Origin of the sequence: Pseudomonas sp. B15(2017), from assembly GCF_002113215.1 — a bacterium.
Taxonomy (GTDB): domain Bacteria; phylum Pseudomonadota; class Gammaproteobacteria; order Pseudomonadales; family Pseudomonadaceae; genus Aquipseudomonas.
The window spans coordinates 154,138-166,429 of the sequence record NZ_NEJZ01000010.1 but is presented as its reverse complement, the minus strand read 5'-3'; the positions used below and the strand labels follow the sequence as shown (position 1 = coordinate 166,429).

At 62.0% G+C, this 12,292-nt stretch carries 10 protein-coding genes; 5 read left to right on the top strand and 5 right to left on the bottom strand.

What is annotated here, in order from left to right:
* Positions 1-1,131, bottom strand: coding sequence for a nitrilase-related carbon-nitrogen hydrolase (locus tag CAF73_RS16540; RefSeq protein ID WP_085699009.1), 1,131 nt, complete (start codon positions 1,129-1,131; stop codon positions 1-3).
* Positions 1,132-1,336: 205 nt separating this feature from the next.
* Between CAF73_RS16540 and CAF73_RS16535 the strand changes: the two genes are divergently transcribed.
* Together CAF73_RS16535 and CAF73_RS16530 are read left to right on the top strand one after the other, a co-directional pair.
* On the top strand, positions 1,337-3,376 hold the full coding sequence (locus CAF73_RS16535; protein WP_085699011.1) for an NADPH-dependent 2,4-dienoyl-CoA reductase: 2,040 nt from the start codon (positions 1,337-1,339) through the stop codon (positions 3,374-3,376).
* 174 nt (positions 3,377-3,550) lie between these two features.
* Entirely contained in the window at positions 3,551-4,459 is a 909-nt protein-coding gene (locus tag CAF73_RS16530; protein WP_085703273.1) for a 1-aminocyclopropane-1-carboxylate deaminase/D-cysteine desulfhydrase, read from the top strand.
* On the opposite strand, the gene CAF73_RS16525 is transcribed toward CAF73_RS16530, so the two are convergent.
* From CAF73_RS16525 to CAF73_RS16515, 3 genes are all read right to left on the bottom strand, one after another.
* Positions 4,456-5,010 carry a cytochrome b gene (locus CAF73_RS16525; RefSeq protein ID WP_085699015.1) on the bottom strand — a complete coding sequence of 185 codons (555 nt, stop codon included), beginning with the start codon at positions 5,008-5,010 and terminating at the stop codon, positions 4,456-4,458. The genes CAF73_RS16530 and CAF73_RS16525 overlap by 4 nt on opposite strands.
* 188 nt (positions 5,011-5,198) lie before the next feature.
* Complete coding sequence (gene phnX / locus CAF73_RS16520; RefSeq protein ID WP_085703272.1) at positions 5,199-6,026, bottom strand: phosphonoacetaldehyde hydrolase; 828 nt, start codon at positions 6,024-6,026, stop codon at positions 5,199-5,201.
* Positions 6,027-6,171: 145 nt separating this feature from the next.
* Positions 6,172-7,281: a 2-aminoethylphosphonate--pyruvate transaminase gene (locus CAF73_RS16515; RefSeq protein ID WP_085703271.1), complete on the bottom strand. Its 1,110-nt coding sequence runs from the start codon at positions 7,279-7,281 to the stop codon at positions 6,172-6,174.
* 113 nt (positions 7,282-7,394) lie between these two features.
* On the opposite strand from CAF73_RS16515, the gene CAF73_RS16510 reads away from it, so the two are divergent.
* Positions 7,395-8,255 (top strand): LysR substrate-binding domain-containing protein, encoded by an 861-nt coding sequence (locus CAF73_RS16510; RefSeq protein ID WP_085703270.1) that lies wholly within the window; start codon positions 7,395-7,397, stop codon positions 8,253-8,255.
* A gap of 104 nt (positions 8,256-8,359) precedes the next feature.
* Here CAF73_RS16510 and CAF73_RS16505 read toward each other — a convergent pair whose 3' ends face one another.
* Complete coding sequence (locus tag CAF73_RS16505) at positions 8,360-9,232, bottom strand: LysR family transcriptional regulator (RefSeq protein ID WP_085703269.1); 873 nt, start codon at positions 9,230-9,232, stop codon at positions 8,360-8,362.
* 269 nt (positions 9,233-9,501) lie between these two features.
* Between CAF73_RS16505 and CAF73_RS16500 the strand changes: the two genes are divergently transcribed.
* Together CAF73_RS16500 and CAF73_RS16495 are read left to right on the top strand one after the other, a co-directional pair.
* On the top strand, positions 9,502-10,827 hold the full coding sequence (locus CAF73_RS16500; RefSeq protein WP_085703268.1) for an MFS transporter: 1,326 nt from the start codon (positions 9,502-9,504) through the stop codon (positions 10,825-10,827).
* A gap of 72 nt (positions 10,828-10,899) precedes the next feature.
* Positions 10,900-12,291, top strand: coding sequence for an FAD-dependent oxidoreductase (locus CAF73_RS16495; RefSeq protein ID WP_085703267.1), 1,392 nt, complete (start codon positions 10,900-10,902; stop codon positions 12,289-12,291).
* Position 12,292 lies beyond the last annotated feature (1 nt).

The following is a 12,292-nucleotide window of genomic DNA, read 5'->3' as shown; positions in this document are numbered from 1 at the left end:
TTACAGCCAGAGGTTCAGCAGGCGCGCGCCACGAGCTTCGCTGTCAGCGAACTGCTGGCCGTTACTGTTGAGGAAGCTTTGCCCGGAACTCGGTTTGTCCCAGAACTGCCCGCGCAGAAACACACTCATGCCGGCCAGCGCCTTGCTGGCCGACGGTTGCGCGGTCAGGGTCAACTGGTGCCAGGCCTGGCCTTCGCTGATCGCTCCCGGTTTCAGGCTGACCGAGCCCGGCACGCTCAAGCCTTTGTAGCCTTTCCACGGTTGATCCCAGACGCCATGACCGACGACAACCGCAGGCACTGCGATCAGCTGCGCGCCTTGTTCGTCGAGTTTGCGGTAGTTGTCCGGATACCAACTGTCCTTGCCGATCAGCACGCCAAGGCGTCCGGCCGGAGTGTCGACCACATTGATCCGTGAAGCCTCGCGGGTGCTGGGTGCTTCGTCCTGATCGAAGACCGGACGCATCTGCCGCTGAGGCTGGCCGAGCGGGGCGCCGTCACGGCCAAAGACTACGGTGCTGTTGTACAGCGCGCCACTACCGGCCTTGAGCCTGCCTTCGATGATGTTCGGCTCGGGCAACACGATCGAGCCGGCCACCAGTGTGATCCGGAATTCCTTCGCCAACCCACCGAACAGCGCTTGATAGTCCTTGGCCATGTCCCGGGACTTCATGCGCAGGTGCGCGTCATCCAGACGTTTGCTGCCCTTGGCGGTGAGCCAGGCGCGAGCAAATTGCACCGGGTTGCTCGCCGCCAGCCAGTTCATCGCTTCGGCGAGGGTGGCGGCCTGGTACAGCTCGTCTTTCTCGCCGCTGATCATCAGCCAGGTGCCGACATGCTCCGGCAGGATGACCACGGTTTTTTCATTCAACAGCCCCTGATCCTGAGCCTGCTGCAAATAGGCGGCGAGCTTGCGGTGCAGACGTTCGGGGCTTTGGTAGTCGGTGGGGAACAGTTCGGGCTGGATGCCCAGCAGATTGCCGCGGTCGGCCGGGGTGCCCTGATCGACCGCGAGTTTGATCCGCAGGTCCGACAGGTAATGACCGGCCGGGCGGTCAGCCGCCCACATGGCGTAGAAGGTGAGCGCGGCGATGAGCGCCATGGAAAAAGTCAGGTACAGAAGTTTGCGCATGAAATCCAACAACAGCCGGGTACAGGGTGTGCGGACAGGGTAGGGCGCCAGCTCCGGCTTGCCAAGGGGCGCTGCGCATTTGGATCAATAACTTGTCAGTTACGGTCATTGAGTGACAGCGATGCGACTCCTAATCTGTCGACCATGACTGACGGGGGACGCAGAGCTCCCGCATTTTCCGTGATCGCTCGCTGTGGAGTTAACGATGACCGCCACTCAATACCCGCACCTGCTGGCCCCGCTGGACCTGGGATTCACCACGCTGCGCAACCGCACCCTGATGGGCTCGATGCACACCGGCCTTGAAGAGAAGCCGGGTGGATTCGAACGCATGGCGGCATACTTCGCCGAGCGTGCCCGTGGCGGCGTCGGCCTGATGGTGACCGGCGGTATCGGCCCGAACGACGAGGGCGGTGTGTATTCCGGTGCGGCCAAGCTGACCACCGAGGAAGAAGCGCTCAAGCACCGTATCGTCACCCGCGCGGTGCATGAGGCGGGCGGCAAGATCTGCATGCAGATCCTCCACGCCGGCCGTTATGCCTACAGCCCGAAACAGGTTGCGCCGAGCGCGATTCAGGCGCCGATCAACCCGTTCAAGCCCAAGGAGCTGGACGAGGAAGGCATCGAGAAACAGATCAACGATTTCGTCACCTGCTCGGTACTGGCCCGGACCGCCGAGTACGACGGCGTGGAAATCATGGGCTCGGAAGGTTATTTCATTAACCAGTTCCTGGCGGCCCACACCAACCATCGCACCGACCGTTGGGGCGGCAGCTACGAAAACCGCATGCGTCTGCCGGTGGAAATCGTTCGCCGCGTACGTGAAGCGGTGGGTCCGAACTTCATCATCATCTTCCGTCTGTCGATGCTTGATCTGGTGGAAGGCGGCAGCACCTGGGAAGAAATCGTTACCCTGGCCAAAGCCATCGAGCAGGCCGGTGCGACCATCATCAACACCGGTATCGGTTGGCACGAAGCACGGATTCCGACCATCGCCACCAAAGTGCCGCGTGCGGCGTTCAGCAAGGTCACGGCCAAGCTGCGTGGCTCGGTGAGCATTCCGCTGATCACCACTAACCGCATCAACACCCCGGAAGTCGCCGAGCAGATTCTCGCCGAAGGCGATGCCGACATGGTGTCGATGGCCCGGCCGTTCCTCGCCGACCCGGATTTTGTCAACAAAGCCGCTGAAGGCCGCGCTGACGAAATCAACACCTGCATCGGTTGCAACCAGGCCTGTCTCGATCACACCTTCGGCGGCAAGCTCACCAGTTGCCTGGTCAACCCGCGTGCCTGCCACGAGACCGAACTCAACTATCTGCCGGTCAAGCAGATCAAGAAGATCGCCGTGGTCGGTGCCGGTCCTGCCGGTCTGTCCGCTGCCACCGTAGCCGCCGAGCGCGGGCACCAAGTGACCTTGTTCGATTCGGCCAGCGAGATCGGTGGCCAGTTCAACGTCGCCAAACGCGTGCCGGGCAAGGAAGAGTTTTACGAAACCCTGCGTTACTTCAAACGCAAGTTGCAGACCACCCACGTCGAGGTGTGCCTGAACACCCGCGTCGACGTGGCGAAGCTGGTCGAGGGCGGTTACGACGAAGTCATTCTGGCGACCGGCATTGTGCCGCGTCTGCCGGCGATTCCGGGCATCGAGAACGCCAAAGTGCTGAGCTACCTGGATGTGCTGCTCGAGCGCAAACCGGTCGGCAAGCGTGTCGCAGTGATCGGCGCCGGCGGCATCGGTTTCGATGTGTCGGAATTCCTCGTGCATGAAGGTGTGGCCACCAGTCAGGATCGCGCTGCGTTCTGGAAAGAGTGGGGCATCGACTCGAATCTGGAAGCCCGTGGTGGCGTGGCCGGGATCAAGGCTGCACCACATGCTCCGGCGCGCGATGTGTTCCTGCTGCAGCGCAAGAAATCCAAGGTCGGTGACGGTCTGGGCAAGACCACCGGCTGGATTCATCGCACCGGTCTGAAGAACAAGCAGGTACAGATGCTCAACAGCGTCGAATACCTGAAGATCGACGACCAGGGCCTGCACATTCGCATCGGCGAAACCGGCGAGCCGCAAGTGTTGCCGGTGGACAACATCGTCATCTGCGCCGGCCAGGATCCGCTGCGCGAGCTGCACGACGGTCTGATCGAAGCCGGGCAGAACGTGCACCTGATCGGCGGCGCCGATGTCGCGGCGGAGCTGGATGCCAAACGCGCGATCAATCAGGGTTCGCGTCTGGCCGCCGAGCTGTAACGCTGCAATCAGGTCCAGCGTGCCAACGACCATCGCGAGCAAGCTCGCTCCCACAGGTTTTGCGTCGTTCACAGATGTTGTGAGCTCAGCAGAACCTTGTGGGAGCGAGCTTGCTCGCGATGGCGTCCTTTGAGCGACTAGAATGCTGGCTCTGTCCAGAATGAAAAGTCACCCATGCTTCTTCCCCCCGCAGACTGGCTCCCTCAAGCCCCCCTCGATCCCTTTCATCTGGACTGGCTCACTGCCGCCGGCATTGAAGTCGCGATCTTGCGTCTGGACAGGATCGATCCGCTGATCAGCGGCAACAAGTGGTTCAAACTCGTCGAACATCTCAAAGCCGCCGATCGCGCGGGCGCCGAAGGCATCATCAGCCTGGGCGGCGCGCACTCCAATCATCTGCATGCACTGGCGGCTGCGGGCAAACGCCTGGGATTCACGACGGTCGGGCTGTTGCGCGGGCATGCGCAGGACACGCCGACGGTCAGGGATTTGCAGGATTTCGGCATGCAACTGCACTGGCTCGGGTTTGGCGGTTATCGGGCGCGGCATGAGCCGGGGTTCTGGCAGCCGTGGCGAGAGCAATATCCGACACTGCATCCGGTGCCTGAGGGTGGCGGCGGTTTGCCGGGAGCACAGGGTTGTGCGTCATTGAAGGATCAAGTCAATGCGCAACTCGGCAAGCTCGGCTGGAACGACTATCAGGGTTGGTGGCTGGCCTGTGGCACGGGCACCACGCTCGCGGGATTGGTTTTGGCCGAGGCAGGACAACATGCGGTGTATGGCGCAATGGCTGTGCCCGACGATCACTGCGTCGCGGCCAATGTCGAGGCGATCGTGGGTGAGGCCGGAGGCTACGAGCTGATCGACGCCAGCCGTGGTGGTTTCGCCAAGGTCGATCCGGCGCTGCTTGAATTCATCGCGCAAACCGAACAGGCCAGCGGCATTCCCCTCGAACCGCTGTACACCGGGAAAGCCTTGCTGGCGCTCAAACAACAGATCGAATCTGGCCGCTTTGCCCGGGGTTCACGCTTGATTTTTGTCCACACCGGCGGTTTGCAGGGCCGGCGTGGATTTGATGGCTAGCCCTGATTGCGCTTGGGCATCATCCGCAGCAGCGTGTTATCGCCCACCACGTAATGGTGATACAGCCCCGCCAATGCATGCAGGCCGATCAGCCAATAGCCGATATTGCCGATCAGTACGTGCCATTGTTCAACCTGCTTGGCAAAGGCTTTGTCTTCTTGCACCAGCAACGGCAGGTCGAAACCGTAGAACATCACTTGATGGCCCTCGGCGCTGGTGATCAGCCAGCCGAGGATCGGCATGGCGATCATGAACAGGTACAGCGCCCAGTGCATCAGTCGGGCGAGCGCGGTCTGCCACAGCGGTGAAGCGGGGAAGATCTTCGGCGCCGGGCCGATGCTGCGTGCCAGCAGGCGAAACCACACCAGCACGAACACTGTCAGGCCCAGCATGTAGTGCACCTCGCGGATCAGCGAGCGGCCACCACTGCCCTTGGGGAAGATGCCACGCAATTCCATGCTGGCGTAAACCAGCACCAACAGCACCAGCATCAACCAGTGCAACAGGACTGACACGGTGCTGTAGCGTGATTCTGAACTTGTCCACGGCATACGGTATTTCCTCACGGATCAGGGTCGAAACGTGCCGTTCTTGAGCGACGGCATGCCTTAACTGTAATCCGCTTTGGCCGAATTGCCCGCGCCTAAAAACGCTTTCATTGCGCGAAATCAGGGGTTTGCCCAAAAAAAACGCCAGTGTCGGGCAGACACCGGCGTTTTTTTTGCCGCAGCCGCCGCAATCAGCTGCTTTGCGGCATCTCGCCGTTGGCCAGGCGTTTGTTGATGTCGGTGATCACTTCCGGCAGATCGCTGATGGTGTCGATCATGTAGTGCGGGCGCGAGCCTTCGAACAGCGCGTGAATGCGCTTGCGTTCGCTGGCCAGCGCATCGCTGCCCAGTGCGCGAAAGCCTTCGTAATCCAGGCCCAGGGCGTTGCCGGAGCAGATCAGTGCCACGGTCCACATGCCGGCGCGACGGCCTTCGAGAATGCCCGGCACGGTGTCGTCGATCTTCACGCAGGCGGCGACATCGTCGATGCCCAGCGCAATCACGTTGGCCAGTGCTTGTGCAGGCCATGGGCGGCCGTTCGGCACTTCGTCGGTGGCCACGACGTGGTCGGCGATGTAGCCGTTGGTGGCGGCGAGTGCCACGACCTTGTCCATCACCTGCTTCGGATAACCGGAGCAGGAACCGATCTTGATCCCTTGCTGACGCAGGTTGGCGATGGTCTCCAGTGCGCCGGGAATCAGCGCTGAATGCTCGGCGATTTTCTCGATCTGCAGCGGCATGAAGCGGTTATAGATTGCAGTCACGTCATCGTCGGTCGGAGTGCGGCCGAATGCCTTGCGATAGCGCTCGGCAACCTGCGGCTGATCGCACAGGGTGCGGATGTGATCCCACTTGCCCATGCCCATCGGGCCTCGAGCTTCTTCGATGGAGACCTGGACGTCGAACTCGGCGAAGGCTTCGACGAAGATCTGGGTCGGGGCGAAAGAACCGAAATCGACGACGGTGCCGGCCCAGTCGAGGATGGCGGCTTGCAGCTGGGTTGGGTTGTTGTAGTTCATGGCAAAGATTCCTGTGATAACACGCAATTCGAAAATATGGTGATCTTGTGGGAGCGAGCTTGCTCGCGAAGGCGTCGTGCCAGTTGGCATCTAGGTTGAATGTGTGACCGCATTCGCGAGCAAGCTCGCTCCCACAGTGGGTGGCTTAAATATCGAGCACTTCCATCTCGCGCAGCACTTCACCCACCGCTGCGACGGCTTCGCGCATCTGCGCCGGGGTGACGTGGCCGATGCAGCCGACGCGGAAGGTTTCGACCTGGGTCAACTTGCCGGGATAGAGGATGTAGCCCTTGGCCTTGACCCGTTCGTAGAAGTCCTTGAACTGGTAGCGCGGATCTTTCGGTGCGTGGAAGGTCGCAATGATCGGCGCCTGGATCGCGGAGGGCAGGAAACTGCGCAAGCCGAGCTTGCCCATCTCTTCCATCAGCGCCTGGCAGTTGGCGGCGTAACGCGCATGCCGCGCCGGCAGGCCGCCTTCTTCGTTGTATTGCAGCAGGGCTTCGTGCAGCGCCGCGACCACGTGGGTCGGCGGGGTGAAGCGCCACTGGCCGGTCTTTTTCATGTAGCTGTGCTGGTCGAACAAATCCATCGCCAACGAATGCGAGTTGTCGGCGGCTGCGGCCAACGATTCTTTGCGAGCAAACACGAAACCCATGCCCGGCACGCCTTCCAGGCATTTGCCGGAGGCGGCGATCAGCGCATCGAACGGGACTTTTTGCGCATCCACCGGCAACGCGCCGAAGGAACTCATGGCATCGATGATCAGGCGTTTGCCGTGCTGTTCGACGACCTGAGCGATTTCCGGCAGTGGATTGAGAATGCCGGTGCTGGTTTCGCAGTGGATCAGCGCGACGTGGGTGATGTCGCTGTCGGCGCGCAGCAGGCGGTCGACGTCGGCGGCGGTGGTCGGTTCGTCTTCAGCGGTTTCAAAGGTGCTGAACGGGCGGCCGAGCACTTCGCAGATTTTCGCCAGACGCTTGCCGTAAGCACCGTTGATCAGCACCAGCACCTTGCCGTCGCGGGGGACGAGGGTGCCGATCGCGGCTTCGACGGCGAAGGTGCCGCTGCCCTGCAACGGTACGCAGTGGTGAGTGGCGGCGCCGTTGATGATGGCCAGCAGTTGCTCGCACAGGCTGGCGGTCAATTGGTTGAAGCGGTCATCCCATGAACCCCAGTCGACCAGCATCGACTGACGGGTGCGGGCCGAGGTGGTCAACGGGCCGGGAGTGAGCAGGATGGGTGCGGCAGTACTCATTCGTGTGTCCTCGCGATAGCGCTGTGGGATGAAGCTACGGGGCCTACGTTGCAATTCGGCGGATCATCAATCAAATTGTTTGTTGTTATGCCAGCCATCAGTGAGGGTTATTCATGAACCTGTTCCAGCTCCGCGCCTTCGACGCCGTGGCCCGGGAAGGCAGCTTTACCCGTGCGGCTGCGCGGTTGTTCATCAGCCAGCCGGCGGTCACCGGGCACATCAAGGCGCTGGAGGAGCATTACCAGATCACGCTGTTGCGACGGACGGCGCGCCGGGTCGAGCTGACGGAGGAGGGCACCAAACTGGCAGCGATCACCCGGGCGATGTTCGGCATGGCCGAAGAGGCGCAGGCGTTGCTCGAGGCCAATCGGCAGTTGCTGACCGGACGTCTTGAGGTCGCGGCGGACGGCCCGCACATGGTTATGCCGATGCTCGCGAGCCTGCGGGCACGCTATCCGGGGATCACGGTGAATCTGCGATTGGGCAATGCTCAGGAAACGTTGGCAGCGTTGTTGTCCGAGCATGCTGATGTGGCGGTGCTGACCGAAGTCGAATCGCGCAAGGGGCTGCACCTGCAAGCGCTGAGCGAATCGCGGATCTGCGCGCTGGTGCCGGCGGGGCATCCGTGGGCGGCTCGCAGCGGTGAGGTCAGGCTCAAGGAGCTGGATCAGGTGATCATGGTCTTGCGCGAGCCGAGTTCGATTACCCGGCGCACGTTTGATCAGGCCTGTGCGCAAGCGTCGGTCAGCCCACGGGTGTTGCTGGAACTGGACAGTCGCGAGGCGGTTACTGAAGCGGTGGCAGCTGAGTTGGGGGTCGGGGTGGTGTCATCGGTGGAGGTCAGCCATGACCCCCGTGTCGTCGCGATTCCCATTGCGGGAGAGGGGCTGGTGAACCGGCACATGCTCGGCTGCGTGGAGCGGCGGCGGGAGTTGCGGTTGATTCAGGCGTTTTTCGGATTGGCTCCCAACTGATAACCGTATCGCGGCCATTCGCGAGCAAGCTCGCTCCCACAGGGTTTGTGCACGCCGCGGCTCCAGTGTGGGACCGAGCTTGCTCGGGAAGGGGCCGGAACTGACTACGCAAGGCTTTCGCGAACCATCTCGAGAAACGTCGCCACCACCCGCCGCGAACTCTGCTCGCGCAGGCACACCAGTGTTTCGGTCAAGCGCCGGGTGCAGTCGGTGATCGGCAGCGCGCAAACCCGTGAGTCCGCACCAAACTCTGCCGCCGACACCACGCCCACGCCAATCCCCACGACCACCGCTTCCCGCGCCGCTTCCCGGCCTTCGACCTGGATCGCCGGGCGGATGCGGAAACCGGCGCGGGCCATTTCTTCTTCCAGGGTCTGGCGAGTCACTGAACCGTGTTCGCGCAGTACCAGCGGCGTGTCATCCAGGTCTGCCAGGCAGATCGACTCGCGCTCGGCCCACGGATGATGACGCGAGACAAACGCCACCATCGGATCATTGCGCAGCGGCACGCACAGCAGACGTTCATCGCTGACATCGCGCCCAAGCAACGCCAGATCAGCCTGATAGTTGAACAGCCGAAACAGCGATTCATCGGTATTGCCAGTCTCGATCTTCACGCTGATCCCCGGGTAGCGTTCGCAGAACCGGGCAATCTGCGGCAACACGTGTACCGGCGCATCCACCGCCAGAATCAGGCTGCCGGTCTGCAAGGCCTGGGATTCCTGCAGCAGCTCCTGGGCTTCGGCCTCGACCACGAACAGACGCTGGGTGATCGCCAGCAGGCGTTCGCCCAGATCCGTCAAACGGACCGAGCGTTTGTTGCGATGGAACAGCAACACACCGAAACGTTCTTCGAGTTTGCGCACCTGGTCGGAAATCGCCGGTTGCGTCAGATAAAGCCGCTCGGCGGCTTTGGTGAAGCTTCCGTGCACGGCGACCGCGTGAAAGGCTTTGAGCTGTGCGTGTGAAACCGACATTTCTGACTCCAGTAACAAGCTGAGCTTATGTGTGAAATACGATAAATCGATTTTATTTATTAAACAGTAATTGCTTTGATCCGCTCACGCCAACGCTGACTGCCCGGTCGGGCAGCGACGCTGGCCATGAGCCTGTGCGTGCAACAGCAGGACTCATCTGACCGGTATCGCCGAAGGGACGGGGTGATATCGCAGTGCTCAACAATAAAAACACAGGCGTTTACTTAACGATTCTGCCGGCACACTCACACCCTGAGGTCAGAACCACAATGAACAAGCACATCGGCACCCTTGCGCGTTGGCGCATGCAGATCTTCGCTGTCACCTGGCTCGCTTACGCCGCGTTCTATTTCACCCGCAAAGCCTTTTCGGTGGCCAAACTGGGCATCGCAGAAGACCCCACCTTCATGCTCGACAAAATGGCGATGGCCAACCTCGACGCGATTTATCTGGCGGCTTACGCCATCGGTCAGTTCACCTGGGGCATGCTCGCCGACCGCTTTGGTCCACGGGTCGTGGTCCTCGGCGGCTTGCTGATTTCCGCCGCTGCGGCGCTGGTGATGGGCAGCTTCGCGACCTTGCCGATCTTCGCGACCTGCATGCTGATTCAGGGGCTGGCGCAGTCCACCGGATGGTCGGGATTGTGCAAGAACCTCGGCAGTTTCTTCCCCGCCGAACAGCGCGGGCGGGTGCTTGGGTTATGGAGTTCCTGCTACGCGTTTGGCGGCCTGGTGGCGTCACCGTTCGCCGGTTGGTGGGCTTACACACTGGTCGGTACCTGGCACGCGGCGTTCATTTCCAGTGCGGCGGTGGTCGCGTTGGTGGCGGTGCTGTTCTTCATCTTTCAGCGCAACAAACCGGAAGATGTCGGCTTGCCCGCCGTGGAGCCGGAGCCGGTCATCAGCGCCGAGGAAGCCGAAGCCAACAGCAAACTCAGCGTCTGGGAACCGCTCAAGGAAATCCTGCGCAACCGCACGGTGCTGGTGCTGGGGCTGGCGTATTTTCTGTTGAAACCGGCGCGTTACGCGATTCTGCTGTGGGGCCCGGTGATCGTGTTCGAACAGATGCCTTCGGTCGGCAAGGTCGGCGCGGCGATCATCCCCACCGCGTTTGAACTGGCCGGCCTGCTGGGCCCGATCATGATCGGCCTGGCTTCAGACAAACTGTTCGGAGCCCGACGCATGCCGGCCTGCGTGTTGAGCCTGCTGGCGCTGACCGTGACCCTCGCGTTGTTCATGGGCGCCTTGCACACCGGCAGCGTCATGCTGGTGGTGGCATTGTTGTTCGTGATGGGCCTGACCCTGTATGGCCCGGACTCGATGATCAGCGGCGCGGCCGCCATCGATTTCGGCAAGGCCAAGGCCGGCGCCACGGCGGCCGGATTCGTCAACGGCTGCGGCTCGGTCGGTGCGGTGCTCGGTGGTTTGCTGCCGGGATACTTCGACTCGGTGACGGTGTTCATCGTGTTCGCCGGTTGCGCGCTGTTCTCGGCGCTGGTGCTGATTCCGCACTGGAACAGTCGCCCGGTCGGCGTCATGGAACCCCGTGCTTCGGTGCCCAATCGGGCCCTGACCATCAAACCCCTGCGTAACTGAATAAACCTGCCTCGCGGCCTGCTGCGCCATTCGCGGCAGGCTGTGCCGTGGCCGACTGACTGGAGAACTCCCATGAGACCGTTTTGGCTGGAGCAGGCTTTGCAACTCGACACGTCCGAACCTTGCGCGCCGCTGCAAGGAGATGTGCGCGCCGACGTGTGCATCGTCGGCGGCGGTTACACCGGGTTGTGGACGGCGATCATGCTCAAGCAGCAGAACCCCGAACTTGATGTGTTGCTGATTGAGGCCGACATCTGCGGCGCCGGCGCCAGTGGGCGCAATGGCGGTTGTGCGCTGTCGTGGTCGGCGAAGTATTTCACCCTTGAGCGGCTGTTCGGCGTCGAAGAGGCGGTGCGGCTGGTCAAGGAATCGGAGCGCAGCATCCACGCCATCGGCGAGTTCTGCGAGCAGTACGGCGTCGATGCGGATTACCGTCTCGATGGCACGCTTTACACCGCCACCAACCGCGCGCAATGCGGCTCCACCGATGCGGTGATTGCGGCGCTGGAGCGCAACGGCATCAACTCGTTTACCCAGCGTCCGGTCGCTGATGTGCAGCGCATGGCCGGTTCGGAAAAACACCTGGAAGGCTGGTTTTCGCCAGCCGCCGCCAGCGTGCAGCCGGGCAAACTGGTACGTGGCTTGCGCCGGGTGGCGTTGCAACTGGGCGTGCGGATTCATGAAGGCACGGCGATGACCGGGCTGGAGGAAGGCCGTCCGGCGCGCCTTCATACGGCGAACGGCTGCGTGACCGCCGACCGCGTGGTACTGGCGATGAACGCGTGGCTGGCCCGCGCTTTCCCGCAGTTCGAGCGCAGTGTGGCGATCGTTTCCAGTGACATGCTGGTCACCGAACCGCGTCCGGATCTGTTGCAGGAAATCGGTTTGACCAGCGGCGTGACCGTGCTTGATTCGCGGATTTTCGTGCACTACTACCACAACACCCCGGACGGCCGGATCATGCTCGGCAAGGGCGGCAATACCTTCGCTTACGGCGGGCGGATGCTGCCGGTATTCGACCAGCCATCACCTTACGCCGGATTGCTCAAGCGCAGCCTCGACGATTTCTTCCCGGCTTTTGCCGATGTGAAGATCGACGCAACCTGGAATGGCCCATCGGATCGGTCAGTCACCGGCCTGCCGTTCTTCGGCCAGATGAGTGCCGGCGGCAACGTGTTCTACGGTTTCGGTTATTCCGGCAGCGGCGTCGGACCGTGCCACATGGGCGGGCAGATTCTCGCTTCGCTGGTGCAAGGTCTCGACAACCCATGGACGCGTTCACCGCTGGTCAACGGGCCGCTGGGTTACTTCCCGCCGGAACCGATTCGCTACCTCGGCTCGCTGATGGTGCGCAACGCCATTCGCCGCAAGGAGCGCGCCGAGGATCACGGTCGTCGGCCCCGGCACCTTGATGTGCATCTGGCGAAATTTGCTGCTGCGGCGGGCAAGGCTGACAAAGGTTGAT